Here is a 26069-nt window from a genome sequence, read left to right on the forward strand (position 1 = left end):
GGCGCGTGGCGGGCCCGGCACGCGCCTCCCGTCCGCCCCACGCGGACGACGGAAGGGACGGGGTGGGCCCGGCACGCGCCTCCCGTCCGCCCCGTCGCGGTCAGACGGCCGTGACGTGGAACGGCACCACGCAGTCGGCCGGCAGCAGCGGGACCTGCAGCCCGACGGTCTGCAGCACGCGTCCGGTGGCCGTGCGGTCGCCGCTCCACCACGCCGGCGGCGTGACCAGGTGGGCGTCGCCGAGGACGACCGGGTCGACGCGGTACCGCGTGTCCGGGTCGAGGTCGCGGAACAGCATCGGGCCGGTGCCCGACACCTCGGACCGGCCGACGCTCGCGAGGAAGAACACGGCCTCCCGCCGGTCGGGTGCGACGACGCCGTACACGCGGCGGGTCGGGTCGACCTCGTCGACACGGACGAGGTCCCCGCCGTGCAGCAGGGCGCGCCACCGCTGGTGCAGGGCGATCCACTCGGCGAGCACGGCTTCCTCGTCCGGGGTCGCGAGGGTCAGGTCCCACTCGATGCCGAAGTGCCCGACGAGCGCGGTCCCGGCGCGGAACGACACGTCGTGGACGCGTCCGGTCGTGTGGTTCCGGCCGCTCGCGACGTGGGCGCCGAGGAGCTCGGGCGGGAGCAGCTGCTGCGTCCAGCGGTGCATCTCCTGGCGCTCGGCCGGGTCGATGTCGTCGGACACCCAGACCCGGTCGGTGTGCTCGAGCACGCCGAGGTCGACGCGCGAGCCGCCCGACGAGCACGACTCGATCTCGAGCGCCGGGAACCGCTCCTTGAGCGTCGCCATCAACCGGTACGTCGCCAGGGTCTGCTCGTGCACGGCGGCACCGCCCCCGGGGTGGCCGGCCTCGACGAGGTCGCGGTTGTGGTCCCACTTGACGTAGTCGACGCCGTACTCCCCGATCACGGCCGTCATCCGCTCGAGCACGTACGCGAAGGCCTCGGGGATCGCGAGGTTGAGCACCTGCTGGTCGCGGGAGCGCACCGGCAGGCGACCGTCGGCCTGCATGATCCACTCGGGGTGCGCGCGGGCGAGGTCGCTGTCCTCGTTCACCATCTCCGGCTCGAACCACAGCCCGAACTGCATGCCGAGCGCACGGACGCGGTCGACGATCGGCCCGAGGCCGTCGGGCCAGACGTCCTCGTCGACGTACCAGTCACCGAGCCCGGCGTGGTCGTCGCGGCGGTGCCGGAACCAGCCGTCGTCGAGCACGTACCGCTCGACCCCGAGTCGTGCGGCGCGCTCGGCGAGGTCGGTCAGCCGGGCCAGGTCGTGGTCGAAGTACACGGCCTCCCAGACGTTGATCGTGACCGGGCGCGGCGAGGTCGGGTGCTGCGGGCGGCTCCGGAGCCAGCGGTGGAACCGGCGCGCCTGGTCGTCGAGGCCGTCGCCGTAGGCGCCGTACACCCAGGGGCCCTCGTAGGTCCCGCCCGGTGCGAGCCGCACCTCGCCGGGCAGGAGCAGTTCGCCGCCGCCGACGACCTGGCGCCCGGTCGCGAGGCGCTCCGCGAGGTGACGGTGGTTGCCGCTCCACGCGGTGTGCACGCCCCAGACCTCGCCGCGGGCGAAGCCGAAGCCGGGCTCGCCGACGCTCAGGACGGTCGCGGCGTCGGAGCCCGTGCGGCCCTTGCGGTTGTCGCGCTCGTGCGTCCCGACGACCAGGGCCCGGCGCTGCGGCGTGCGCTCCTTGCCCCAGCGGCCGGCGAAGTCGAGGACCTCGCGGGCGCGGGGCGGGACGGGCAGCGCGACCGTGAGGTCCTCGACCGTGTAGACACCCTCGCCCGTGTTCGTCACGGCTGCACGCGCGCGGACGAGTCCGGAGACGAGCACCTCGACCGTGACCCGCACGGCGAGCCCGGCGGTCCGGTCCTCGGCGTCGGCGACGACCGCGGTGTCCGTGACCTCGAGCGCCGTGACCGTGAACGCGGGCGACCAGTCCCGACCGTCCCGGTGCCCGGAGAGTCCGGGGCGTCCGGTCCAGCCGCGGTGCGGCTCCGGCAGCACGGCGAGGCGCACCGGCACGTCCATCTCGTTCGGGGCGACCGGCATCACGTCGGCCGCGGCCATCGCTGCGAGCGCGGTGTCGTCGAGGTCACCGAGCGCCGCACCCCAGTGCAGGACGGCGGGTAGGGCGGCGTCGCGGCAGTCGAGCACGAGGGAGACGCCCCCTGCGGTCAGGTGGACGATCCCCGAGGTCGGCGCGGAGGTGGTGTCGGTGGGCATCGTTGCTCCTGTCGGCGGCGGTGACAGGACGAGCCTCGCGGGTCTGGGAGCGCTCCCGCAACCCGACGCGCCAACGCGACGGGAACCGCGTCGCCCGCAGAGGAACCGTGGCGCCCGGTCAGGGATGGCGGTGCCCGGACGGCGGCCGCGCCGCCGGGAGGGTCAGAACCAGCGTTTCACCTTGAACACGACGTACAGGACGACCGCGAAGAGCACCATCGCGACGATCGACAGCGGGTAGCCCCACGTCCAGCTGAGCTCGGGCATGTGCGTGAAGTTCATGCCGTAGATCGCCGCGATGAGCGTCGGCGCGAACAGGATCGCCGCCCAGCCCGAGATCCGCTTCGTGTCGTCGTTCTGCTTCTGCGCCGCCAGGGTCGCGTCGACCGTCAGGGCGTTCTGCAGGAGCTGCCGGAACGTGTCGAGCCGCTCGACCGTGCGGATGGCGTGGTCGAGCACGTCGCGGAACCGCCGCTGCATCTCGACCGGCAGGTGGTACTTCTCGGCGCCGCGGTGCAGGTTCTCGATCATGCCGATCAGGGGTCGTGCGGCCCGCTGGAAGTCGACGACCTCGCCGAACAGCTCGTAGATGCGCTTCGAGACGCCGGGGACGCCCGCGAAGAGCTGGTCCTCGATCTGGTCGATGTCCTCCTCGAGCCCGTCGATCACCGGGGCGTACCCGTCCACGATCGAGTCCATGAGCGCCCAGAGCTGCGCCTGCGGGCCGACCGTCACGAGGCCCGGCTTGCCGCTCATCCGCTGCAGGGCCCGGGGCACCGCCTGCGGACCGCGCGGGTCGGCGGGCACGACCGCCAGGAAGAAGTCGCTGCCGACGAACGCGTGCACCTCGCCGAACTCGACCTCCTCGCGGTCGTCGTGGTACACCGCGGGCTTGAGGACCGCGAACAGCGTCGAGCCGTACCGTTCGAGCTTCGGGCGCTGGTGCCCCTCGGCCGAGTCCTCGACCGCGAGCTCGTGCAGGCCGAGTGCGACCGCGACGTCGCCGAGCTCCTGCGCGTCGGGGCGGTGCAGCACGATGCACGCGGTGGCGCCCTCCTCCCCCACCATGCGGAAGGTGGTCTCCAGCGAGGGGCAGACGATCGGCGCGATCCGGTCGACGTAGACGGTGTTGAGCTCGACGGTCACGCTGGCCACCGTACGCACGGCCGGACCCGCGCGGACGGGACGCGCCCGCGGGGGTGGGTCGCGCCTCCCGTCCCGCCCGTCGTGTCCGGGGAGCCCGGTCCCGGCCGGGGCGCGTCCGGACGCGGACACCGGGTCCGGCCCCGGTCGTCCCCCGCAGGCTGGGCGCGCGCTGCGCGCGCGGTCGGGCGGACGGCCTACGGTCCAGGTCATCAGCATGCTGACGATGGGAGTGGACATGGGCAAGGCCTGGAGGATCGTGGTCGCGGCGAGCGCGGTCGTCGCGGTGGTCGGCGGCTTCCTCGGATCCGGCGCGGTGGTCGGGACGCCGATCGCGCAGGCGTCCGGCGGGGCACTCTCGGCGTCGTCGACGGCCATCGCGCCCGACGGACCGGCGTTCTCGATCTGGAGCGTCATCTACCTCGGGTTGGTCGCCTACGCGGTGCGGCAGTGCTTCCGCACCGCCGACGACGCCCGGCACCGTGCGATCGCCCTGCCGGCGACGCTGTCCCTGCTGCTCAACGCCGCGTGGATCCTGTCCGTGCAGTTCGGCGCGCTGTGGCTGAGCGAACCGGTCATCGTCGCGCTGCTCGTGGTGCTCGTCTGGACGTTCGTGGTGCTGCGGCGGAACCCGGCCGCGGGGACGGCCTCCGGGTCGGGCCTCGTCGAACGGGTGCTCACCGACGGGACCTTCGGGCTCTACCTCGGGTGGCTGTGCGTCGCGACCGCGGCGAACACCGCCGCGGTGCTGTCGGCCGCGGGCTTCCGGGGCTTCGGGCTCGGGGAGGACGTCTGGGGTGTGGCGGTCGCGCTCGTCGCCGGGCTCGTCGGCGTGCTGCTCGCGGTCTGGGACGGCGGCCGGATCGCCCCGACGCTGTCGATCGCGTGGGGGCTCGCGTGGGTCGCGGTCGGGCGGCTCGACGGGCCGCTCGTGTCCGTGCCGACGGCGGTGGCCGCGGTGGTCGCGGTCGCCGCGGTGGTCGTCACGACGCTCGTGGTGCGCACGCGCGTCGGCTGGGTCGGCGGCCGTTCGGCCGCCCGCCCCCGGGCACGGGTGGCGTAGGCGGGCGGCTGCCGCCGGCGGCAGCTCACGGGCCCGACGGTCGGCTTCGCGAGGGCGACAGCCGGTGACGCGAGGGCCGCGGCCGACCACGCGAAAGCGACAGTTCCCCGCCGATGGTCGGCGGGGAACTGTCGCTTCCGCGTGCATGACGAGCGCCCGGGGGCGCGAAGTGTCGCTTTCGCGGACTCGTCGGTGCGGAAGCGGGCGGGCGCGAAGTGTCGCTCCCGCGAGGTGGTCGGCCGGCGGTGGCCGCCCCGGGTCAGCGCGCGGCGGGCGTCAGACCGTGGGCAGCGGCGACCGCCTCGTTGACGACCTCGCCCGCGTGCACGTTCACGCCCTTCGCGAGCGCCGGGTCCGCCGCGGTCGCGCGCTCCCAGCCGTGGTCGGCGATCGCGAGGGCGTACGGCAGCGTGGCGTTCGTCAGCGCGATCGTGCTCGTGCGCGGCACCGAGCCCGGCATGTTCGCGACGCAGTAGTACACCGCGTCGTGCACCCGGAAGGTCGGGTCGTCGTGCGTGGTCGGCCGCGAGCCCTCGAAGCAGCCGCCCTGGTCGATCGCGATGTCGACGAGCACCGAACCCGGGCGCATGTCGGCGACCATCGCGTCGGTCACGAGCTTCGGCGCGGACGCCCCCGGGATGAGCACCGAACCGACGACGAGGTCGGCGTACTGCAGCGCCTCGGCGATCGCGTGCGAGGACGACCGCAGGGTCGTGACCCTTCCGTCGAAGCGGGCGTCGAGCGCGCGGAGCCGCGGCAGGCTGATGTCGAAGACGGTGACCTCGGCGCCGAGGCCGAGCGCCATCGTGACCGCGTGCTCCCCCGCGACGCCGCCGCCGATCACGACGACGCGGCCGCGCGGCGTCCCGGGAACCCCGCCGAGCAGCAGCCCGCGGCCGCCGTTCGTGCGCATCAGGTGGTACGCGCCGACCTGCACGGACAGGCGCCCGGCGATCTCGGACATGGGCGACAGCAGCGGCAGCGAGCGGTCGGGCAGCTGCACGGTCTCGTACGCGATCGCGGTGGCGCCGGACCCGACGAGCGCGGTCGTCAACGGGCGGTCGGCGGCGAGGTGCAGGTACGTGAAGAGCACCTGTCCGGGCCGGATCGACGCGTACTCCGCGGCGACCGGTTCCTTCACCTTGAGGACCAGCTCGGCGCGCGCCCAGACCTCGGCGGCGGTGTCGACGACGGTCGCGCCGGCAGCGCGGTACTCGTCGTCGGTGAAGGACGAGCCCTCGCCCGCCCCGGCCTGCACGAGGACCTCGTGGCCGTGCAGGGACAGCTCGCCGACGCCCGCCGGGGTCGCCGCGATGCGGTACTCGTTGTTCTTGACTTCGGTGGGGACGCCGATCAGCATCACGGACTCCTTCGTGGGCGGTGCAGGTGAGCCCACGATGCGACGCCGTTCGACCCGGCAACGCCTCATCCGAACATCTGCTCACCCGGAGGCCGTTCGGTGCGACGGGGTTCGGCGAGCGGGTGCCCGGAGCCGGCTAGCGCGTCCGGAGCGACTCGCTCGGCAGCTCGCCGAACCGTGCGCGGTACGTCGCCGAGAACCGGCCGAGGTGCCCGAAGCCCCACGCACGCGCGACGTCCGCGACGCTCGTGCCGTCCCGGTCACCGCGGAGCAGGTCGCCCCGGGCACCGTCGAGTCGGACACCGCGCAGCAGGTCGCCCGGGGTCTGGTCGAGGTGTCGGCGCAGCGACTGCTGGAGCCCACGCGGACTCAGGCCGGCCGCCGCGGCGATCTCGGGCGTGCCGATCGGGTCGCGCGCGTGGGCGTGCACGTAGTCGAGCGCCCGACGGAGGCGGTCGTGCTCCGGACCGTTCCCGGACACCGCCGAACGCCAGCGGTCCCGGTGCGGGAACGCCTCGACCGCGGCGGTCACGAAGGACTCGGCGATCGCGCGCTGGGCGGCCGGGGTCAGGTCGTGCGTCCGGTCGAGCCAGGTGGCCGAGTGCGCCCGGACGACCGACTGCCACGCGCGGATGCCCTCGCTGGTGGGCCGTCGCATCGGGTCGAACGCGAAGTCCTCGTCCCCGACGACGCTCCGGACGAAGTCGCGGTCGAGCTGCACGAGGTTGAGGCCGATGTCGCGGTGGTGCAGCTCGTAGGTGTCGGCGAACGGCAGGACCACCGGCACGCCGGGCTCGAGCTCGAACGCCTGCCCGCGGTACGTGATCGTGCTCGAGCCGCTGCGCATCCACGCGATGACGAACTCGTCGTCGACGCGGCTCTCGGTGCGCAGGTCGACCAGGAACCGCGACGACCGGAGCGACATGCGGTCGTCGCCGACGCCCGCGAAGTCCCACTGGGGCTGCGGACGGGTGCGGCGGACGCGCGGTGCGGTGAAGTCGTAGTCGCCGGTGAAGAAGGCGAGCGCCTCGTCGACGTCGGTGCCGACGAGTCGGCGGAAGTAGCGGGGTGAGCCGTCGGTGGACGGGTCCGTGCCCGCGGTCGCGGACACCGCGGCACCGGCCGACGCCGGGCCCGGGGCGGGTGACGCAGGGCGCGCAGCAGCCGTCGCCGGCTGACGGGTCTCGCGGGAAGGCACCATGCACCGGAGCCTAGGAGGAGCCACCGACAAAGTCGGTCAGACCCTGACGCAGGTGGGGTGCCCGGACCCGCCGGGTCACGCCGGTCACGGCTGCAGGATCGCCTGCCCGACGCTCTCGTCCAGGATCAGGTCGGTCACCAGTCCGGCCGCCAGCGCCCCCTTCAACGAGGCCGCCTTCGACCGGCCAGCGACGACGCAGACCCGGCGCGGGGCGCGCTTGATCGTGTCGAGGTCGGGAGCGCCCGCGCGGGCGTTCACCCCGATGTCCTTCCACGAGCCGTCGGCCCGGTAGAACACCGTCGAGACGTCCCCGACCACGCCGGCCTCGGCGAGCTCGTCGCGGTCCTCGGGGTCGAGGTACCCGCCCGAGTACACGTGCGACGGCACCGGCGCCTGCGGGGCACCGACGCCGAACACGACGAGGTCCATCCGCTCGTGCAGGTCGAGGACCCGTCGGATCGAGCGTTCGCGGAACAGCGCCTCCTTGGTGGCCGGGTCGTCGAAGAACGCCGGGACGGGGAACTGCTGCACGAACGCGCCGTACGCCTCGCCGAACCGCCGCAGGATCTCGGAGGCGTAGACGATGCCGGTCGTGCGGGTGTTCGCGGCGCCGTTGATCTGCACGACGGTCGACCCGTGCGTGGTCTTCGGCACGAGGTACCGGCTCACCGCGCTCACGGTCGACCCCCACGAGATGCCGACGACCATGTTCGACTCGACGTACTGCGTGAGGATCCGCGCGGCGGACAGGGCCACCCGCTCCAGCCGGTCGACGTCGCTCGTGTGGTCGGGCACCGGGACGACGTGCGCGTGCACCCCGTACCGCGCCCGGATGTTCCGGCTCAGCGCCGCGGCCTGGTCGAGGGGCGACCGGATCTGGATGTCGACGAGCCCGGTGTCCCTGGCGTACTTCAGCAGACGCGACACCGACGATCGCGAGGTCGCGAGCTCGTCGGCGATGGCGTCCATCGTCAGGTCCTGCAGGTAGTAGAGGTGTGCGGCGCGCAGCGCCTGCTGGGTCCGCATCGGCTGCGCAGCGTCGCTCATGGGAACCGAGCATGCACGGACGTGCACGGCCTCTGCAACCCCTGTCGCGCCTCCAGACCGCTCTCCCGGCCACCTGCCGGGCCGGACGACACCTGTCCTGCACGTTCGTGCACGCGTGTTGCCCGCCCTCCCGAGCAGGCGCACCATCGAAGTCGACCCACGGAACCGACCCAAGGAAGCGACGCACCAATGTCGAAGAAGACGCAGCCCCGGAACACCGTGACGGCGCTCACCGAGCGACCGACCGCACAGGTCCTCGTCGTCGGTGGCGGCATCAACGGCATCGCCACCTTCCGCGACCTCGCCCTGCAGGGCGTCGACGTCGTGCTCGTCGAGCGCGGCGACTACGCCGGCGGCGCCTCGGCCGCGTCGAGCCACATGATCCACGGCGGCATCCGCTACCTCGAGAACGGCGAGTTCCGCCTGGTGCGCGAGAGCGTGCAGGAGCGCAACGGCCTCATCCGCATCGCCCCGCACTACGTCAAGCCGCTCCAGACGACGATGCCGATCTTCTCGACGTTCTCCGGCATCATGAACGCCCCGCTGCGCATGCTCACGCACAAGCAGCGCTCCACCAAGGAGCGCGGCGCGATGCTCATCAAGATCGGCATGACGATCTACGACTCCTTCTCGCGCGACGGCGGCTCGGTCCCGAAGCACGTCTTCCGCACCAAGAAGGCTGCGCTCGAGGACATGCCGGCGCTCAACAAGGACCTGAAGTACACGGGCACCTACTACGACGCGTCCGTCCACGAGCCGGAGCGCCTGGCGCTCGACGTGCTCAAGGACGGCCTGGCCGCCGGCACCGGGACCGGCTCGGCGAGCACCGCGCGAGCGACGAACTACGTCGAGGCCGCTGGCACCCGCGACGGCGGCGTCCTGCTGCGCGACCGCGAGACCGGCGAGGAGTTCGCGTTCCACGCCGACGTCGTCATCAACGCCTCCGGGCCGTGGACCGACCTCACGAACCAGGCGTTCGGCGGCGAGACGAAGTTCATGGGCGGCACCAAGGGCTCCCACATCGTCGTGCACAACGACGAGCTCCTCGAGGCCACCAAGGGCCGCGAGCTGTTCTTCGAGAACGACGACGGACGCATCGTGCTCATCTACCCGCTCAAGGGCCGGGTGCTCATCGGCACGACCGACATCGACGCCGACCCGTCGAAGCCGGTCACCACGACCGAGGAGGAGATCGACTACTTCTTCGGCCTGGTCAAGCACGTGTTCCCACAGATCGAGGTCACGCGCGACCACATCGTCTACAGCTACTCGGGCATCCGGCCGCTCCCCCGCCACGAGGACACCGCCCCCGGCTTCGTGTCCCGCGACTACCGGATCGTCGACACCCCGATCGCCGGCCTGCCGGACAGCACCGTGCTGTCGCTCGTCGGCGGCAAGTGGACCACGTTCCGCGCCCTCGCCGCGCACCTGTCGACCGAGGCCACCACGAAGCTCGGCGTCGCCCGCACGGTCGACACCACCGGCATGCCGATCGGTGGCGGGAAGGACTTCCCGACCACGGACGCGCAGCGCGACCTGTGGATCACCTCGCACCGCGACGGGCTCGACCCGCAGCTCGCCGAGGGGCTGCTCGAGCGCTACGGCACCCGTGCCGCCGAGGTCGTGGACGTCCTGGTCGACGGCCCGGTCGAGCCGCTCGAGTCCGAGCCGTCGCTCACCCGCGCCGAGGTGGCGTACTTCGCCGAGCACGAGCAGGCCGTCCATCTGGTGGACGTCGTGCTGCGTCGCACGAACCTCGCGTTCGTCGGCGGGGTCACGATCGACCTGCTCGACGAGCTGGCGGACGTGCTCGCCGGGTCGCTCGGTTGGACGACCGAGGAGCGCGCGGACGAGGTCCAGCGCACGCTCGACGTGCTGCGCGAGTCGCACGGCGTGATCGTGCCGCTGCACACGACGGCGCAGCCCGCGTAGTCGGGTCGCGTCCACACGACGGACGGGAGGCGCGGTGCCGGCTGGCACCGCGCCTCCCGTCCGTCGTCCGGTCGCGTCCGGCGGGCGGGCGCGGTCGCGCCGTCCAGGCGGGCGCGCCGTCCACGCGGTCGCGCAGCCCGCGCGGTCGCGCAGCCCGCGCGGTCGCGCAGCCCGCGCGGTCGTGCGATCGCTAGAAGCGCTCGCCCGTCGGGTCCTGCGCGGTCCGGTCGACGAGGTCCTCGCCGCCGACCGGCTCGCCCTCCCAGTCCACCAGGCGCCACCCGTCGGCGGTCGACCCGTCGAGCTCCACGATCCCGGTGTTCTCGAGGTGCCGCTTCGTGCCGAAGTCGTCGGGGGTGTTCTGCGCGACCGCGCACGCCCAGGTCCGGATGGCCGCGCCGTGGCTGACCACCGCCGCGACGGCCGCCCCGGACGCCTCGACCCGGGCGATCGCGTCGTCGTAGCGGGCGAAGAACTCCTCGCCGCTCTCCGCACCGGGCATGCGGCTCGCGCGGTCGCCGGCCGACCAGCCGTGCACGGTCGAGATGTACATCTGGACCGACACCCGGTCCGACTTGCCCTGCGTGTCGCCGGCCTCGATCTCGCGGAGGCCGTCGAGCACGACCGGCTCGATCCCGAGCGCGGCGGCGAGCGGCGCGGCCGTGTGCTGCGTCCGCACCATCGACGAGACGAACAGGCGCTCGATGCCCCGGTCGGCCAGCGCCACCGGCAGCGCGTCGGCCTGCCGCTGCCCGAGCTCGGTCAGGCCGGGGCCGGGGACCTCGGCGTCGAGGATGCCGTGCACGTTCGCGGGGGTCTGGCCGTGGCGGATGAGCAGGAGTCGCATGCGGCCACCCTACGGACCGCCGGTGACGTCAGCCCTGCCGCGCCTTCCACCGGGGATCACGCTTGTTGATGACGTACACGCGTCCGCGGCGACGGACGACCTGCGAGCCGGGGACCTGCTTGAGTGCCTTGAGCGAGTTGCGGACCTTCACGTGTTCCTCCTGGTCGGCGCCCTCTTGTTGAGAACGGTTGTCATGTAGGGTACCCGACATGCGTCCCGCCGCCATCACCCTCGTCTCCGCGCTGCACGACGTCGACGCCGACCAGGTCGCGTCCCGGATCGCCCTCGGACACCGCATGCACGTGTCGGGCACCGCGTTCGCCGCGGCGCGCGCGATCGCCGCCCGCGCCGACCAGCTCGACCGGGTGTGCGGGCCCGACGCCGACCACGGGCTCGTCGTCAGCACGAGCCCAGGAACCGACGTCCGCGCGGTCGGCATGCTCCTGGCGAACGCCGCCCGCTCCGAGACCGGTGACGACCGCGTGCTGCGGCACGTCGTCGCGGTCCTGCGGGCCGACGAGGTCGCGCACCTGCTGTGGTCCGACGTCGACGACGCCTTCGTCGCCGCCGACCGGGTCACCACGGTGGTCGAGTACGCCACGGTCATCGTGCTGGACCGCATGGACCCGCTCTCGGGTCGGCGCCGACGGGCACTCGTCGCACTCCTGCACCGCCTCGCACCGCACGCGGCGATCGTCGCCCGGCAGACCGTCCGGTCGGCCGCCGACCTCCCCGCGTCGAACGGCGGAGCGGCGCGGCTGCTGGCCTCCGGCGCCGGGTGGATGCGCGCGCTGTCGACCGACGCCGGGCGGACCGACAGCGGGCGTGCGCCGTGCGACGACCTGGTGACGCTGCGCTACCGGGAACCGCTGCCCTTCCACCCCGGACGACTCGCGACGGTCATCGCCGAGGACCTCGCCGCCGGGGTGAACGGACGGGTGCTGCGGTCGCGGGGGTTCTTCCGTCTGGCGTCCCGACCGGACCACGTCGGGTCGTGGTCGAGCTTCGGGGCGATGCTCGCCCTCGACCCGACCGCGAACCCGTCGTGGGACGCGGACGCCCCGATCGGGCAGGCGATCTGGTTCGTCGGCGAACGGCTCGACGTGCACGGCATCGAGCGCGCGCTCGACACCGCGCTGCTGACCCCGGCCGAACTGCTCGCCGGCCCCGCGCTGTGGCGCTCGTGGGCGGACCCGTTCCCGGCCTGGCCGGCCGTGGACGCGCAGCAGCCGGAGTGACCGGTCCGGGTGCTGCGCGTGTCGACCAGGGCGTGTGGCCGGTCCCGACCGGGTCCGCGTGTCGAGCAGGGCGTGTGGCCGGTCCCGACCGGGACCGTGTGTCGAGCCGACCGGCCGGTCCGGGCGGGCCCGCGCGTCAGGCGAGCGTGTCGAGCAGGGCGCGCGCGGTGACCGCGTCGGTGACGAGTTCGTTGACGAGACCGGCACGCACCGCCCCGATGATGCTCGGCACCTTGGCCGTGCCGACCGCGACCCCGACGGCGTGCGGCACACCGGCCAGGACCTCCCGCGAGGTACGGACCATGCGCTCGCTCCCCGGGAACTCGATCGCCGAGCCGTCGGCGGCGTAGAAGTTCAGGCAGACGTCGCCGGCGGCCTGGTCGAACACGGCGTCCTCGACCGGGATGCCCCGGGCGAGGGCGTCCCGCGTCGGGGTCGGCGCGCCGATGCCGAGGATCGCGCCCTTCGCCCGGCTCCAGAGGCCCACGACGTGCTGGAACGCCGGGTCCTCGTCGAGGGAGGCCCGCATCGCCTCGCTCGGGAGCGCCTGCGCGAACAGGAAGGCCGGGATCGCGCCCGAGTGCTCGGCAGCGGTGCGGGTGATCTCGTTCGTCTGGAACCAGGGCATCGGGTCGGCCTGGCCGCCCACGGTCGGGACGAGCTGCACACCAGCGAGGGGCGGCATCCCGGCGTGCGCGACGTCGTACACGGTCCGCCCCGAGCTCATCAGGACCGCGTCGCCCGGGACGAGCCCCATGCCGTCGACCGCGGCGGCGATGGGCGCCGCGAGGTCGGCGCCGAGCGTCGCCCCGTGCGTCACGGCCGCGAGGTGCACGGCCCGCAGCCCGAGCACGACCGTCAGGCGTTCGGCGAGCGCGACGGTCTCGTCCTGGAACGGGTCGACGACCTCGATGCGGACGAGTCCGGCGCGGCGGGCCTCGGCGACGAGCCGGCTGACCGTGGGGCGGGAGACCCCGAGGCGCGAGGCGATCTCGACCTGGGTGGCGTCCTCGAGGTAGTACATCCGCGCGGCCTGGTACACGGTGTCGAGCGGGAAGCGGGGCCGGGTGCCCTCCGCTCCGGTCGTGCTCTCGGAGGACATGCTGCGGGACCCTTCGATCGATCGGACACCGCGATGCTAGTCCGGCCGTCGCTCAGCGGATCGTGAACCCGCCGTCGACGCGGAGGTCCGCGCCGTTCACCATGCCCGCCGCCTCGCTCGCCAGGAACAGCACGGCCGCGGCGACCTCGTCCGGGGTGGCGAAGCGGCCGGTCGGGATCTCGTCCTGGTGCCGCAGGCCGGCCTCGTTCGCCCAGGCCGCGCGGCCCAGGTCGGTGAGCACGACGGTCGGGGACACCGTGTTCACCGTGACGCCGCGCCCGCCCCACTCGAGCGCGAGCACCTTCGTCAGCCCGAGCACGCCGGCCTTCGACGCGCAGTAGGCCGCGTGCCGGTCGAGGCCGACGTGCGCCGCCTGCGACGCGATGTTCACGATGCGGCCGTACCCGGCGGCGAGCATGTGCCGGCCGACGGCCTGCGCGACCCGGAACGTCCCGGTCAGGTTGACGTCGAGCGTCCGGCTCCACGCGGCGGCCGAGAGGTCCTCGGCGGCGTCGAGCGCGACGATGCCGGCGCAGTTCACGAGCACGTCGACCCGGCCCGTGGCGGCGACGACCGTGTCGACCGCGGCGGCGACCGAGGCGTCGTCGGTGACGTCGCACCCGACCCCGAGGTGCGCGCTCTCCCCGGCACCGGGCAGCGCGTCGGCGGCCCGGCGGGCACCGTCCTCGTGCACGTCGACGATCGCGACCCGGGCTCCCCGCGCGGCGGCGGCCCGGGCGATCGCGAGACCGATCCCGGAGGCCCCACCGGTCACGACAGCGGTGCGTCCGGAGAGGTCGTTCGTCAGGTCGACGGAGTCGGGCCCGGGGCGGAGTGCGGCGTCGAGGTCGGTGGTCATGCTGGTCGCTCCCTTGCGTCGGTGGTGGGCAGAACCGTAGCAGAAATTGTGTGCTGGACAACGGTTCCGTCGGGTGTACAGTCGTCGCCGAACCATCGGAACGGGCCCAGCCCGGCTGACCAACGGAGGAACAGCGCATGTCGACGACGACGACCGGTACCCCAGCGACACCGACCACGACGACCGCCCCCGCGGACACCGTCACCGCCACGATCCCGACGACGATGCGCGCCGTGGTGGTGCACGGACCCGGCGACTACCGGCTCGAGGAGCGCCCGGTGCCGACGCCCGGTCCGGGCGAACTGCTCCTGCGCACCGACGCCGTGGGCATCTGCGCGAGCGACCTGAAGTGCTGGCACGGCGCCGCGAAGTTCTGGGGCGACGAGCACCGCGCCGCGTGGGCCGAGACCGACCGCGTCCCCGGGCACGAGTTCGTCGGGACCGTCGTCGCCGCCGACGACGCGGCGCTCGCGAAGCGCGGTCTGGCGATCGGCGACCGGATCGCGTGCGAGCAGATCGTGCCGTGCTGGGAGTGCCGGTACTGCCTCGAGGGCTCCTACTGGATGTGCGCCGTGCACGACATGTTCGGCTTCAAGGGCTTCGACGGCGCGATGGCCGAGTACGTGCTCGTCCCGACGCGGGCCCTGACCCACCCCGTCTCGCGTGCGCTGCCCGGCCAGGTCGCCGCCTTCGCCGAGCCGCTCTCCTGCGCCTTCCACGCCGTCGAGCGCGGCGAGATCCGGTTCGGCGACACCGTGGTGATCGCCGGCGCGGGCCCGATCGGTCTCTCCGCCATCGCGGGCGCCCGCCAGAAGAACCCGCTGCGGGTGGTCGCCCTCGACGTCGTCGACGCGAAGCTCGACCTGGCCCGCAAGGTCGGTGCCGACGTCACGATCAACATCGCCCGGGAGGACGCGGTGGCCCGCGTGAAGGAGCTCACCGACGGCTACGGCGCCGACGTGTACATCGAGGCCACCGGGCACCCGTCCGCGGTCCCCCAGGGCCTGGACCTCCTGCGGAAACTCGGCACGTTCGTCGAGTACTCGGTCTTCAAGGACGCCGTCTCGGTCGACTGGTCGATCATCTCCGACGACAAGGAGCTCGACGTGCGCGGTGCCCACCTCGGACCGCACACCTGGCCCGCGGCGATCAAGCTGCTCGAGTCCGGGACGCTGCCGATGGACGAGATCTGCACGCACCAGTTCCCGCTCGAGGACTTCCAGCAGGCGCTCGACCTGGTCGGCGACTCGGCCGGCGCGAGCGTCAAGGTCTCGATCGTCCCGTCCCTCAGCGCGCCCACGACCGCGGCGGCGTCCGGGTCGGCGGCGTCGTCGACCGCGTCGTCCACCGCCGAGTCCGTCCCCGCGGCCGCCGCCGCGCGGGCCTGAGCGCACGAGGAGTCCGAGGCATGTCGACGACGACCGCCCGCGCGACCACCGCGCCCACCGCCGCCCCGGCCCGCGCCGAGGGCCGACTCGACCGGATGGGGATCCCCCGTCCGCTCGCCCTCGGGTTCGTCGCCGTGCTGGTCTTCATGACCGGCAACGGCGTCGAGTCCAACTTCATCACGCCGCACATGGTCGCCGTCCTCGGCAGCCCCGAGGCCACGGTCGCGACCATCGTCACGTTCTACAGCCTCGCCGCACTGATCGGCAGCTACGTCTCGGGCGCCCTGTCCGACCTCGTCGGGCCGCGACGCGTGATGATCCTCGGGTTCGCCGTCTGGGTCGTGTTCGAGGTGCTCTTCCTCGTCGCGCTCGGTCTCGGCAGCGTCCCGTTCGCCGCCGTGGCGTACGCGATCCGTGGCTTCGGCTACCCGCTGTTCGCGTTCGCCTTCCTCGTGTGGGTGAACATCACGACGCCGGTCGAGCGCAACGGCTCGGCGGTCGGCTGGTTCTACGTCGCGTTCACGGGCGGCCTGCCGACGCTCGGGTCGCTCTTCGCGATCGGCGCCATCCCGGTGCTCGGCGGCGGGACGACCGGTGAGACCGGTGCCATGGTGGCGTCGATCGCGCTCGTCGTCGTGGGCTTCCTGATCATGCTGTTCGGGGTCCGCCTGCCGAACGGGTTCTCCCGGATCGCCCCGGCGGGCGAGAGCGCGTGGCGCGTGCTGACGAGCGGCATCCGGCTCACCGCGACGCGGCCGAAGGTGCTCATGGGCTTCCTGGTCCGGCTGATCAACACGGCGCCGGAGTTCGGCATGTTCGTCGTCCTGCCCGCCGTCATCGCGGACCAGCGCGGGTGGGGCCAGGGCCGCTGGCTGCTCATGACCGTCTGCGTCTACGCCACGAACATCCTCGTCAACGCCCTGTTCGGCTGGGTCGGGGACCGGATCGGCTGGCAGCGCACCGTCAAGTGGTTCGGCATCGTCGGCTCCGCCACGGGCCTCGTCGCCTGGTGGTACGTCCCGCAGCTCGTGCCCGCCGGCTCGGACTGGGGCTACGTGCTCTCGGTCGTCGCGGGCTGCGTGTTCGGCTGCCTGCTCGCCGGGTTCGTGCCGATGGGCGCGATCATGCCGGCGCTCGCCCCCGAGCACAAGGGTGCGGCGATGGCGATGTACACGACCGCGGCGGGCGGTGCCGCGTTCCTCGGGACGGGCGTCGTCGCGGCGGTGTTCGCCCTCGGCGGCGGTGGCGAGGCCGTGACGTGGACCTTCGTCGGGCTCTACGCCTGCGCGTTCGTGATGATCCACTTCCTCGACGTCCCGCAGCGCCGGGCGACACCGCACCGGCAGCACTGACCCCGCGGCACCGCCGACAGCGCCGGCCGGTGCCGCGGGCGACGCCGAACGGTACCGCCGGCACCGCCCCGCAGCACCGACGCCCCCGACCCCGGGCGACGGCGGCCGTCCCGCCGTCGCCCGGCACCACCCGACCCACCACGGGTCGGCCGACACACACGAAGGAACGAACGAGATGACCACGATCCACGACGACCCGGAGGAGTTCGCCGAGGACCAGCTGGCCGGCTGGCTGGCACTCCACGGTGACCGCGTCCGCGGCGTGCACGGGGGCGCCGTCGCCCTGCCGACCGAGGGTGCCCCGCCGCAGGTGGCGGTCGTGGTCGGCGGTGGCTCCGGCCACTACCCCGCCTTCTGCGGGCTCGTCGGCCCCGGGTTCGCCACCGGCGCGGTCGTCGGCAACGTCTTCACCTCGCCGTCCGCGGCGCAGGTCTACTCGGTCGCCAAGGCCGCCGACCAGGGCCGCGGCGTGGTCCTGTCGTTCGGCAACTACGCCGGCGACACGATGAACTTCGGGCTCGCCGCCGAGCGGCTGCGCGCCGAGGGCGTGGACACCCGCATCGTCGTCGTGACGGACGACGTCGCGAGCTCCGACGAGGTCGCGCAGCGTCGCGGCATCGCCGGCGACTTCTCGGTCTTCAAGGCGATGGGCGCGGCGGCCGCGGACGGCGCCGACCTGGACACCGTCGAGCGACTGGGGAACGCGGCGAACGCGGCCACCCGCACGATCGGCGTCGCCTTCTCGGGCTGCACCATGCCCGGGGCGACCGGCCCGCTCTTCAGCGTCCCGGACGGCCACCTCGGCCTCGGCCTCGGCATCCACGGCGAGCCCGGCATCCGCGACGTGCCCGTCCTGCCCGCGACCGACCTCGCACAGCTGCTCGTCGAGCGGGTCCTCGCCGCCCGCCCCGACGGCGCCGGCACGCGGGTCGCGCCCGTCCTGAACGGCCTGGGCGACACGAAGTACGAGGAACTGTTCCTGCTCTGGGGCCGGGTGCTGCCGCTGCTCACCGCGGCCGGACTCGAGGTCGTCGAGCCCGAGGTCGGCGAACTCGTGACGAGCCTCGACATGGGCGGCTGCTCCCTGACCCTGCAGTGGCTCGACGACGACCTCGAACGGCTCTGGCGTGCCGACGCGTACACCCCGGCCTACCGCAAGCTGCGGGCGCCGGTCGCCGCGCTCGTGCCGGCCACCGCGGTGCAGGAGGCCGAGGCGGAGGCGACGGTCGTGCCGGAGGCGACCGACGCCTCCCGTCGGGCCGCCGACGCGGCGCGCGCCGCCGTCGCGGCGATGGACGAGCTGCTGCGTGAGCAGGAGGAGACCCTCGGGCGGATCGACGCGGTCGCCGGGGACGGCGACCACGGACGCGGCATGGTGAAGGGGATCGGTGCGGCCCGCAGGGCGGTCGAGCAGACCGGCCGGGAGGCGGGGGTCGCCTTCGTCCTCGGACGTGCCGGTGACGCGTGGGCCGCGTCGGCGGGCGGCACGTCCGGTGTCCTGTGGGGTGCGGCGCTCGAGGCCTTCGGGCGGGCGCTCGGCGACGACCGCGAGACGGTCGCGCCCGCCGACGTCGTCGACGCCGCCCAGGCCTTCGCCGACTCGATCGTGCAGCTCGGCCGCGCGTCGCGCGGCGACAAGACGCTGCTCGACGCGCTGCTGCCGTTCGTCGACGAACTGCGCGCAGCGGTCGAGCAGGGCGCGGCGCTGCCCGAGGCGTGGCAGGTCGCCGCCCGGACCGCGGTGGAGCAGGCGGCGGCGACCGCCGACCTCACGCCGCGGGTCGGACGGGCGCGACCGCTCGCCGAGAAGAGCAAGGGGACGCCCGACGCGGGCGCCACCTCGATGGGGATGGTCCTCACCCGCGTCGGCGAGGTCCTCGCCGCACGCGCACCGAAGGAAGGAGTGGTCGCGTGACGTACCGGTTGGTGGTGGGCTCGGACGACGCCGGGTTCGACTACAAGGAGGTCATCAGGCGGGACCTCGAGGCCGACCCGCGGGTGGCGTCGGTGGTGGACGTCGGGGTCGACGCCGAGGGGCACACGGCGTACCCGCACGTCGCCGTGGACGCGGCACGGATGGTCGCCACGGGCGAGGCCGACCGGGCGGTCCTGGTGTGCGGCACCGGGCTCGGGGTGGCGATCAGCGCGAACAAGGTCCCGGGCATCCGTGCGGTGACCGCGCACGACAGCTTCAGCGTGGAGCGGTCGGTGCTCAGCAACGACGCCCAGGTGCTGTGCCTCGGGCAGCGGGTCGTCGGGCTCGAGGTCGCGCGACGCATGGTGCGGGAGTGGCTCGGCTACGTCTTCGACCCGGGCAGCGCGAGTGCCGACAAGGTCGCCGCGATCTGCGGGTACGACGGCTCCGCCCCGGTCGGCGCGGACGCCCTCGAGACCGGCGGCGGCCCCCGGGACTGAGGCAGCCCGTCGCGTCCCGGGTACCGGGCCGTGGGTCCCAGCCGGCTGTCGGTTGCCGGACGTACGGTACCCGGGACGCAACGCTCCACCGAGGGGAACACCGATGCAGAAGTCAGCCTGGCTGCCCGCCGTCCTCGCGCCGCTCGTCGTCGCGGGGGCCGTCGCCGCCCCCGTGATCGCGAACGCCGCCGCCGACCCCGTCGCGGGGAAGGACCCGAGCGCCGCGGACGTGATCGCGAGCGTGGCGCAGTCCCGCGACGCGCAGTACTCGGGCCGGCTCTCGCAGACGAGCGACCTCGGGCTGCCCGAGCTCCCCTCGGGTGCCGGCGGGTCCTCCGTGCAGGGCGACGCGTCCGACGTGCTCGGGCTCCTCACCGCACCGCACACCGCACGTGTCTACGTCGACGGACCCGACAAGCAGCGCGTGCAGCTCACCCAGCAGCTCGCCGAGCAGGACGTCGTCCGCAACGGCGACGACGTCTGGACGTGGGACTCGAAGCAGCGCACGGCCGTGCACGTCACGCTCCCCGCCCACGGGGACGCGCCCGCCGCCGGCACCACGACCCCGGCCGACGTCGCCCGGCGCGCGATCGACGCGATCACGCCGAGCACGACCGTGTCGAAGCCCACGGCCGTCCGGGTGGCGGGCCACGACGCGTGGCAGGTCACGCTGACGCCGAAGTCGGACGACACCATGGTGGGCTCCGTCCGGCTCGCGGTCGACCAGCAGACCGGCCTGCCGCTCCGCGCGACGGTCCTCGCCGCGGGCAGTGCCGACCCGGCGTTCCAGGTCGGGTTCACGAGCCTCGACTACGGCGCGCCGGCCGCCCGCCTGTTCGACTTCACCCCGCCGAGCGGCGCGGAGGTGACGACGAAGGACCTGTCCGACGCCGACCACGGTGGCCACGCGTCGCACGGCGACGGCACGGCAGCCGACCGCGGCACGCCCACCGTGACGGGTTCGGGGTGGGACACCGTGGTCGAGCTGCCCGCGGGCTCCGTCGACCGCTCGGCGCTGCAGGGCGACGCCGACGCCTCCGGCCTGCTCGACCAGCTGACGAAGCCGGTCGACGGCGGGCGTGCGGTGCAGACGAAGCTCGTCTCCGTCTACCTGACCGACGACGGCCGCGTGTTCGCGGGTGCCGTGCCGGTGTCGACCCTGGTCGCCGCGGCGAAGTGACCGCGACCGCCGACCTCGCGATCCGGACGGAGGCGCTCGCCAAGGTCTTCCGCCGCCAGCGCGCCGTCGACGGGATCGACCTCGCCGTGCCGCGCGGGTCGGTCTTCGGGTTCCTCGGTCCGAACGGCTCCGGCAAGACCACCACGATCCGGATGCTCCTCGGACTCTCGTCGGCGACGAGCGGCCGCATCGACCTGCTCGGCCAGCCGATGCCCGCCGCGCGCCACACCGTGCTCCCCCGGGTCGGGGCGCTCGTCGAGGGGCCGGCCTCCTACCCGTACCTGAGCGGTCGGGCCAACCTGCACCGCTTCGACGCCGCCGATCCCACGTCCGACCCGCGGTCCCGGAAGACCCGGGTCGACGCCGCCCTCGACCGGGTCGGCCTGACGCACGCGGCCGACAAGAAGGCGCACGCGTACTCGCTCGGCATGAAGCAGCGCCTGGGGCTCGCGAACGCGCTGCTCGCACCCCGGGACCTGCTCGTGCTCGACGAACCGACGAACGGCCTCGACCCGCAGGGCACCCGCGAGGTCCGGAACCTCATCCGGTCCCTCGCCGACGACGGGACGACCGTGTTCGTGTCGAGCCACCTCCTCGCCGAGATCGAGCAGGTCTGCACCCACGCCGCGGTGATGCGCACCGGGCGCCTGGTCGCGCAGGGCGCGCTCGACGACCTCCGCGCGCAAGGTGGCCGGACGATCACGGTCCGGACGCCCGACGTGGGGCACGCGGGCACGGTCCTGATCGGCCTCGGCCTGACGCCCCGACGGGACGCCGGTGCCGACACGCTCGTCGCGGACCTGCCCGCCGAGACGGAACCCGAGGCCGTGACCGCGGCGCTCGTGCACGCCGACGTCCGGGTCCGCGGGATCACGGTCGGCGGCGGCACGCTCGAGGACCTGTTCGTCGCGCTCACCGGGGAGGGGTTCGATGTCGCAGCCTGAGACCACCGCACCGCAGCCCGACGCGGCCTCCGAGGCCACGGCCCACCGCGCGGACGCGACCGCCACCGCCACCGCGGCGCAGCCCGACGCCCGCACCGGCCGGCGGGGTCGCACGTTCGCCCTGCTCGGGTCCGAGCTCGCCCTGGTCTTCCGTCGGCGCCGCACCTGGGCGATGCTCGGGGCGCTCGCCCTCGTCCCGGTCCTCATCGCGATCGCGGTCCGCCTGACCACCGACGGCGACGACGGCGGCCCGGCATTCCTCGGGGACATCACGAACAACGGACTCTTCGTGGCGTTCACGGCGCTGACGGTGTCGATCCCGCTGTTCCTGCCCCTCACGGTCGGGGTCGTCTCGGGCGACACGGTCGCGGGCGAGGCGTCGCACGGCACGATCCGGTACCTGCTCGTCGCGCCGACCGGGCGACTGCGGTTCATCCTCGTCAAGTACGTCGGTGCGGTGGCGTTCTGCCTCGCCGCGACCCTGCTCGTGGTGCTCGTCGGAGCCCTCGTCGGGGCGCTGCTGTTCCCGATCGGCCCGGTGACCCTGCTGTCCGGGACCCAGGTCGACGGGTGGTCGTACGCCGGGCGGGCGGTGCTCCTCGCGCTCTACGTGACGCTGTCGATGCTCGGGCTCGCGGCGATCGGCCTGTTCGCGTCGACGCTGACGACGGTGCCGGTCGGGGCGATGGCGACCACCGTGGTGCTCGCCGGGGTCTCCCAGGTGCTCGACCAGCTGCCGCAACTCGACTGGCTGCACCCGTTCCTGTTCTCGCACCTGTGGCTCGGGTTCGGCGACCTGCTGCGCGACCCGATCGCGTTCGACTCGTTCGGGTCGAACGCGCTGCTCCAGCTCGGGTACGTCGCGGTCTTCGGCGCGCTCGCGTACGGCCGCTTCGCGACGAAGGACGTCCTGAGCTGACGCGAGACGCGGCGACCCGCACCGACCCGCGCCGAACTGACGCGCGCGACCCACGCCGACCCGACGCGCGCGACCCGCGCCGACCCGACGGGCGCGATCCGCGCCGAACCGACGCGCGCGACCCGCGCCGACGACGAACGGGCCCGACGTCCACCAGGACGTCGGGCCCGTGTCACGAGCGGCAGGGCTCAGGAAGCGGGGCTGGCCGTCCCGCCCGCCATCGTCTCCGTGTCGGCCCCGCGCTGGTCGGCGTACCGGTCGCGCAGGTCCCGGGCCTTCTCGGAGCGGTACCAGTCCAGGCGCGCGCCGGTCTCGACGGTCTGCATGCCGATCACGACCTTGCCGCGGGACCGCATCTCGGCGAGGTCCTCGTACGCGTCGACGATGTACTCGAACGGGTAGAAGCCCGAGATGAGGACCTGCACCCGCCGGTCCTGCACGGCCTTGGCGAGCATGGTGAGCAGTTCGCGCGCCTCTTCGTCCTCAGCAGGCGCGCGGAGGAACCGGATCTCGACGTCGCGCCGTTCCTCGGAGGACACGAAGCGGTCCTCGCCGACGCCGAGTCGTGCCGCGAGGCCCTTCGCCGCGTCGTCGCCGTGGTTGTCGATGAACGCCGTGATCGGGCGGCCACCGGCGATCTCGCGGATGCGGTCCTCCTCGCCGTCTCCGTAGGCCACCGGGAGGGTGCCGATCTGCCGCAGGTAGTCGTGGTTGCGGGGGCTGCCGAGCGCGATCACGGTCGCGCCGGCGTCGTGCGCGAGCTGGCACTGGATGTGCCCGACCCCGCCCGCTGCGGCGCTGATGACGACGGTGTCGTCCGGTCCGAGGCGCAGGGCGCGGACGATCGACGCCGCGGTGCAGCCGGCGAGGTACAGGCCACCCGCGACCTCCCAGCCGACGTGTTCGGGCTTCTTGATGACCGCGCCGCGGGGTGCGCGCACCCAGGTCGCGTGCGCGCCGCCGTCGGGCGCGTGGCCCATGACCTCGTCGCCGACCTTGAGGTCGCGGACCTCGGAGCCGCGTGCGCGGACGATGCCGGCGAAGTCGACGCCCTGGTGGGCGGGGAACGCGAGGTCGACGTGGTCGCGGAGCTTCCCTTCGCGGAGGAAGCGCTCCACGTGGTTGAGTCCGGCGGCGACCACCTCGACGACGACGTCGCCGGGGCCGGGTTCGGGACGTTCCTGCGGGACGAGCTCGACCACGTCGAACCCGCCGTACCGGTCGTACTGCACTGCACTACCGATGCGCATGAGGGACTCCTTCCGTCTGCATGCCACCGGTGTACTCGCGCAGACGGGACGGTGTCCGTGAGCGCGGGGTACTCCGCGGGTCCCCCGCGACGCGCGGGAGCCACAGCCGGACCGGCCGACGGTCCGGTCGCCGGGCAGGCGGACCGGCGGACCGATGCGCGTGGGCACGGGACAGGCGGACCGACGCGCACGGACGCGGGACGGGCGGACGGGAGGCGCGGTGCGGGCCCGCCCCGCGCCTCCCGTCCGCCCCGCACCGCGTCGGTGACGCGACCGGTCAGCGCTTGCCGGCCGCCTCCGCGACGCGCGCCGCGGTCGCCGCGTCCAACCGGAACGCGCGGCGGTCGCCCTCCGACCGGGGCACGCGGACGGGCGTCGACCAGACCGACCCGTCGGTGGCGACGTCGACGACGAGCGCACCGGAGGAGACCCAGGCGGACTCCTCGTCGTACGGGCCGACGACGTCCGAGTCGTTCGCGACGCCCGGCGCGACCAGCACGGGCACGCCCGCGAGGGACCCGGCGGAGTGGTGGTGCAGGTGCCCGCCGAGGACGAGCCGCACGTCGGATCCGTCGAGCACCTCGGCGAGGTCCTCGGGGTTCTGCAGGCGGAGCGCCTCGTGCAGCGCGGTCGGCGCGGGCACCGGCGGGTGGTGCAGGACCACGATGCTGCCGTGCTCGACCGGGTCGCCGGTCAGCGCCGCGCGCAGGTGCTCGAGGGCGGTGTCGCTCACCTCGCCGTAGCCCGCGCCCGGGACGCTCGTGTCGACGGTGACGATCCGGAAGCCCGCGACGAGGGACTGCCCCGAGACGGGGACGCTCGGCGGCGTGTACTGCATCGTGTGCGCGAGCGGACGCCCGCCCTCCCCCAGGACGTGCCCGTCGGCGAGGACCTGCCGGAAGCCCTCGCGCAGGTCGTGGTTGCCCGGGACGGCGACGAACGCGGCGCCGTGCCGCTCGGCCCAGGACCCGACCCGTTCGCGCACGGTGCGGTACGACTCCGGACTGCCGTCCTCGGAGACGTCGCCGGACACGACGACGAGCCCGACGCCGGGGACCGGGTCGACGTGGGCGAGGACCGCGTCGAGGGCCGCGGTGGTGTCGACGGTCCCCTGGTGCAGGGCGCCGTCGCCGGTCAGGTGGGTGTCGGACAGGTGGAGGACACGGAGGGTCCCCGGTGCGGGCGGCTGCATGCGGACACGCTAGCGACGTCGGTGGTCCGGGGGCTGCACGGCGGGTGGACCGCGGGTGGCGCCGACGGACGCGGACGCGGGGGTGCGTGCGGCGGCCCCGCTGCGGGTGGCGCCGGCGGACGCGGACGCCGGGGCGCGCGGCGGCCCACCGCGCTACCGTTGCCGCGTGACCGACGCCCCGATCGACCTGCGCTCCGACACCGTCACCCGCCCGACCCCCGCGATGCGCCGGGCGATGGCCGAGGCCGAGGTCGGCGACGACGTGTTCGGCGAGGACCCGGAGACGAACGCCCTCGAACGCGAGGTCGCCGCGCTGCTCGGGTACGAGGCCGGGCTGTTCACCCCGACCGGCTCGATGGCGAACCAGCTCGGGCTCCGCCTGCACGTCGCCCCGGGCGAGGAGCTGCTGGCCGACGTCCGCGCACACGTCGTCCGTGCCGAGCTCGGTGCGGCCGCGGTGTTCTCGGGCATCACCACGCGCACCTGGCCCTCGGACCGCGGGCGCCTCGTCGCCGAGACCGTGCGCGAGCTGGCCGAACCGAACGCCGGCGCGTACTCGGTCTCCACCACGGCGATCGCGGTCGAGAACACCCACAACTTCGGCGGCGGCACGGTGCAGCCGCAGGACGAGATCCGCGCGGTGCAGGCCTTCGCCCGGGAGCACGGGATCGCCCTGCACCTCGACGGCGCCCGGCTCTGGAACGCCCACGTCGCGACCGGCACCCCGCTGCACGAGCTCGCCGCCGGGTTCGACACCGTGTCCGTCTGCCTGTCGAAGGGGCTCGGTGCCCCGGTCGGCTCGGTGCTGCTCGGCACGCGCGAGCACGTCGCCGCCGCACGGACCTGGCGGAAGCGCTTCGGCGGGGGCATGCGGCAGACGGGCTTCCTCGCCGCCGCCGGTCGGTACGCGCTCGGCCACCACGTCGACCGGCTCGCGGAGGACCACCGGAACGCCCGGGTCCTCGCCGCGGCGCTCGACGTCGACCCGGCGACGGTGGACACGAACATCGTGTTCGCCGAGGTCGCCGACCCGGCCGCCTTCGTCACGGCCGCGGCGGAGCGGGGCGTCCGGGTGATGCAGCTCGGGCCGCGCAGCGTCCGGCTCGTCACGCACCTGGACGTCAGCGCCGACGACGTCGAACGTGCGGCCGAGGTGCTCGCGGCCCTGCCCCGCTGACGGGACGAGCAGGGAGCCGACGCCGCGGCGGTCGAGCGGCTGCCCGCGTGGCCCGCAGGCCGGAATCCGTCGGTACCCCCCGAACGGGGCACACCTGGGGCACAATGCTCGTGGACCCGTCACCGACTCCCCCGGGACTCCGGTGCGGTCCACCTCCGTGCCCGAGCCCCGTCCCGAGGAGCCCGCCATCCCCGTCCCGTGCCCGCGCACCCTCACGTGCGCAA

The 26069-nt window shown here is 74.0% G+C and carries 22 protein-coding genes; 11 read left to right on the forward strand and 11 right to left on the reverse strand.

Features of this window, described 5'->3' with window-relative positions:
* Window positions 1-100: 100 nt before the first annotated feature.
* Window positions 101-2236, reverse strand: a complete 2136-nt coding sequence (locus BEP24_RS11290) for an alpha-galactosidase (protein WP_065963415.1) — start codon at window positions 2234-2236, stop codon at window positions 101-103.
* A gap of 162 nt (window positions 2237-2398) precedes the next feature.
* A complete protein-coding gene (locus BEP24_RS11295) occupies window positions 2399-3382 on the reverse strand; it encodes a magnesium and cobalt transport protein CorA (protein WP_065963417.1) in 984 nt (327 codons plus the stop codon).
* 214 nt (window positions 3383-3596) lie between these two features.
* On the opposite strand from BEP24_RS11295, the gene BEP24_RS11300 reads away from it, so the two are divergent.
* Window positions 3597-4442, forward strand: coding sequence for a tryptophan-rich sensory protein (locus BEP24_RS11300; protein ID WP_253181666.1), 846 nt, complete (start codon window positions 3597-3599; stop codon window positions 4440-4442).
* Between the two features lie 259 nt (window positions 4443-4701).
* Here the strand turns inward: BEP24_RS11300 and ald are convergent, their stop codons facing one another.
* From ald to BEP24_RS11315, 3 genes are all read right to left on the reverse strand, one after another.
* Window positions 4702-5802 (reverse strand): alanine dehydrogenase, encoded by a 1101-nt coding sequence (ald, locus tag BEP24_RS11305; protein WP_065963420.1) that lies wholly within the window; start codon window positions 5800-5802, stop codon window positions 4702-4704.
* A 136-nt stretch (window positions 5803-5938) separates the two neighbouring features.
* Complete coding sequence (locus BEP24_RS11310) at window positions 5939-7003, reverse strand: AraC family transcriptional regulator (protein WP_083230302.1); 1065 nt, start codon at window positions 7001-7003, stop codon at window positions 5939-5941.
* Window positions 7004-7087: 84 nt separating this feature from the next.
* Window positions 7088-8050 (reverse strand): sugar-binding domain-containing protein, encoded by a 963-nt coding sequence (locus BEP24_RS11315; RefSeq protein WP_065963424.1) that lies wholly within the window; start codon window positions 8048-8050, stop codon window positions 7088-7090.
* A gap of 189 nt (window positions 8051-8239) precedes the next feature.
* Here BEP24_RS11315 and BEP24_RS11320 point away from each other — a divergent pair, with 189 nt between their 5' ends.
* Window positions 8240-9982 (forward strand): glycerol-3-phosphate dehydrogenase/oxidase, encoded by a 1743-nt coding sequence (locus BEP24_RS11320; protein WP_065963427.1) that lies wholly within the window; start codon window positions 8240-8242, stop codon window positions 9980-9982.
* 190 nt (window positions 9983-10172) lie between these two features.
* Here the strand turns inward: BEP24_RS11320 and BEP24_RS11325 are convergent, their stop codons facing one another.
* Both BEP24_RS11325 and ykgO read right to left on the reverse strand, forming a co-directional pair.
* Entirely contained in the window at window positions 10173-10829 is a 657-nt protein-coding gene (locus BEP24_RS11325) for a histidine phosphatase family protein (protein ID WP_065963429.1), read from the reverse strand.
* A gap of 28 nt (window positions 10830-10857) precedes the next feature.
* Window positions 10858-10980 carry a type B 50S ribosomal protein L36 gene (gene ykgO / locus BEP24_RS11330; RefSeq protein WP_065963431.1) on the reverse strand — a complete coding sequence of 41 codons (123 nt, stop codon included), beginning with the start codon at window positions 10978-10980 and terminating at the stop codon, window positions 10858-10860.
* Between the two features lie 58 nt (window positions 10981-11038).
* On the opposite strand from ykgO, the gene BEP24_RS11335 reads away from it, so the two are divergent.
* Complete coding sequence (locus BEP24_RS11335; protein ID WP_065963433.1) at window positions 11039-12067, forward strand: GTP-binding protein; 1029 nt, start codon at window positions 11039-11041, stop codon at window positions 12065-12067.
* A gap of 136 nt (window positions 12068-12203) precedes the next feature.
* Here BEP24_RS11335 and BEP24_RS11340 read toward each other — a convergent pair whose 3' ends face one another.
* Entirely contained in the window at window positions 12204-13169 is a 966-nt protein-coding gene (locus BEP24_RS11340) for a sugar-binding domain-containing protein (RefSeq protein WP_065963436.1), read from the reverse strand.
* 52 nt (window positions 13170-13221) lie between these two features.
* Window positions 13222-14028 (reverse strand): GolD/DthD family dehydrogenase, encoded by an 807-nt coding sequence (locus BEP24_RS11345; RefSeq protein ID WP_065963438.1) that lies wholly within the window; start codon window positions 14026-14028, stop codon window positions 13222-13224.
* Window positions 14029-14165: 137 nt separating this feature from the next.
* On the opposite strand from BEP24_RS11345, the gene BEP24_RS11350 reads away from it, so the two are divergent.
* From BEP24_RS11350 to BEP24_RS11380, 7 genes are all read left to right on the forward strand, one after another.
* On the forward strand, window positions 14166-15416 hold the full coding sequence (locus BEP24_RS11350; RefSeq protein ID WP_083230303.1) for a zinc-binding dehydrogenase: 1251 nt from the start codon (window positions 14166-14168) through the stop codon (window positions 15414-15416).
* Between the two features lie 20 nt (window positions 15417-15436).
* On the forward strand, window positions 15437-16768 hold the full coding sequence (locus tag BEP24_RS11355; protein ID WP_065963440.1) for an RbtT/DalT/CsbX family MFS transporter: 1332 nt from the start codon (window positions 15437-15439) through the stop codon (window positions 16766-16768).
* Window positions 16769-16943: 175 nt separating this feature from the next.
* Window positions 16944-18683 (forward strand): dihydroxyacetone kinase family protein, encoded by a 1740-nt coding sequence (locus tag BEP24_RS11360; RefSeq protein ID WP_065963441.1) that lies wholly within the window; start codon window positions 16944-16946, stop codon window positions 18681-18683.
* The gene (locus BEP24_RS11365) at window positions 18680-19183 is read left to right on the forward strand and encodes a ribose-5-phosphate isomerase (RefSeq protein ID WP_065963444.1); all 504 of its coding nucleotides are present in this window, start codon (window positions 18680-18682) and stop codon (window positions 19181-19183) included. Before BEP24_RS11360 ends, BEP24_RS11365 begins: the two co-directional genes overlap by 4 nt.
* 103 nt (window positions 19184-19286) lie before the next feature.
* A complete protein-coding gene (locus BEP24_RS11370) occupies window positions 19287-20363 on the forward strand; it encodes an outer membrane lipoprotein carrier protein LolA (protein WP_065963445.1) in 1077 nt (358 codons plus the stop codon).
* Window positions 20360-21307, forward strand: coding sequence for an ATP-binding cassette domain-containing protein (locus BEP24_RS11375; protein WP_065963447.1), 948 nt, complete (start codon window positions 20360-20362; stop codon window positions 21305-21307). Before BEP24_RS11370 ends, BEP24_RS11375 begins: the two co-directional genes overlap by 4 nt.
* Window positions 21294-22226, forward strand: coding sequence for an ABC transporter permease (locus BEP24_RS11380; RefSeq protein WP_290439181.1), 933 nt, complete (start codon window positions 21294-21296; stop codon window positions 22224-22226). Before BEP24_RS11375 ends, BEP24_RS11380 begins: the two co-directional genes overlap by 14 nt.
* Before the next feature lie 188 nt (window positions 22227-22414).
* On the opposite strand, the gene BEP24_RS11385 is transcribed toward BEP24_RS11380, so the two are convergent.
* Both BEP24_RS11385 and BEP24_RS11390 read right to left on the reverse strand, forming a co-directional pair.
* Entirely contained in the window at window positions 22415-23476 is a 1062-nt protein-coding gene (locus BEP24_RS11385) for an NADP-dependent oxidoreductase (RefSeq protein WP_083230304.1), read from the reverse strand.
* A gap of 277 nt (window positions 23477-23753) precedes the next feature.
* Window positions 23754-24668 (reverse strand): metallophosphoesterase, encoded by a 915-nt coding sequence (locus tag BEP24_RS11390; RefSeq protein ID WP_065963451.1) that lies wholly within the window; start codon window positions 24666-24668, stop codon window positions 23754-23756.
* Between the two features lie 166 nt (window positions 24669-24834).
* On the opposite strand from BEP24_RS11390, the gene BEP24_RS11395 reads away from it, so the two are divergent.
* Entirely contained in the window at window positions 24835-25845 is a 1011-nt protein-coding gene (locus tag BEP24_RS11395; protein ID WP_083230306.1) for a GntG family PLP-dependent aldolase, read from the forward strand.
* Window positions 25846-26069: the final 224 nt, after the last annotated feature.

It is taken from the genome of Curtobacterium sp. UCD-KPL2560 (assembly GCF_001705035.1).
In the GTDB taxonomy this organism is placed as follows: Bacteria; Actinomycetota; Actinomycetes; order Actinomycetales; family Microbacteriaceae; genus Curtobacterium.

Bases quoted from the DNA above. Each gene is read 5' to 3' on its own strand.
- BEP24_RS11340 (WP_065963436.1), bottom strand. From the start codon at position 13,169: ATGTCCTCCGAGAGCACGACCGGAGCGGAGGGCACCCGGCCCCGCTTC.
- BEP24_RS11320 (WP_065963427.1), top strand. From the start codon at position 8,240: ATGTCGAAGAAGACGCAGCCCCGGAACACCGTGACGGCGCTCACCGAG.
- BEP24_RS11325 (WP_065963429.1), bottom strand. From the start codon at position 10,829: ATGCGACTCCTGCTCATCCGCCACGGCCAGACCCCCGCGAACGTGCAC.
- BEP24_RS11345 (WP_065963438.1), bottom strand. From the start codon at position 14,028: ATGACCACCGACCTCGACGCCGCACTCCGCCCCGGGCCCGACTCCGTC.
- BEP24_RS11360 (WP_065963441.1), top strand. From the start codon at position 16,944: ATGACCACGATCCACGACGACCCGGAGGAGTTCGCCGAGGACCAGCTG.
- BEP24_RS11300 (WP_253181666.1), top strand. From the start codon at position 3,597: ATGCTGACGATGGGAGTGGACATGGGCAAGGCCTGGAGGATCGTGGTC.
- BEP24_RS11350 (WP_083230303.1), top strand. From the start codon at position 14,166: ATGTCGACGACGACGACCGGTACCCCAGCGACACCGACCACGACGACC.
- BEP24_RS11380 (WP_290439181.1), top strand. From the start codon at position 21,294: ATGTCGCAGCCTGAGACCACCGCACCGCAGCCCGACGCGGCCTCCGAG.
- BEP24_RS11310 (WP_083230302.1), bottom strand. From the start codon at position 7,003: ATGGTGCCTTCCCGCGAGACCCGTCAGCCGGCGACGGCTGCTGCGCGC.
- BEP24_RS11315 (WP_065963424.1), bottom strand. From the start codon at position 8,050: ATGAGCGACGCTGCGCAGCCGATGCGGACCCAGCAGGCGCTGCGCGCC.
- BEP24_RS11335 (WP_065963433.1), top strand. From the start codon at position 11,039: ATGCGTCCCGCCGCCATCACCCTCGTCTCCGCGCTGCACGACGTCGAC.
- BEP24_RS11355 (WP_065963440.1), top strand. From the start codon at position 15,437: ATGTCGACGACGACCGCCCGCGCGACCACCGCGCCCACCGCCGCCCCG.
- BEP24_RS11290 (WP_065963415.1), bottom strand. From the start codon at position 2,236: ATGCCCACCGACACCACCTCCGCGCCGACCTCGGGGATCGTCCACCTG.
- BEP24_RS11385 (WP_083230304.1), bottom strand. From the start codon at position 23,476: ATGCGCATCGGTAGTGCAGTGCAGTACGACCGGTACGGCGGGTTCGAC.
- BEP24_RS11370 (WP_065963445.1), top strand. From the start codon at position 19,287: ATGCAGAAGTCAGCCTGGCTGCCCGCCGTCCTCGCGCCGCTCGTCGTC.
- ald (WP_065963420.1), bottom strand. From the start codon at position 5,802: ATGCTGATCGGCGTCCCCACCGAAGTCAAGAACAACGAGTACCGCATC.
- BEP24_RS11390 (WP_065963451.1), bottom strand. From the start codon at position 24,668: ATGCAGCCGCCCGCACCGGGGACCCTCCGTGTCCTCCACCTGTCCGAC.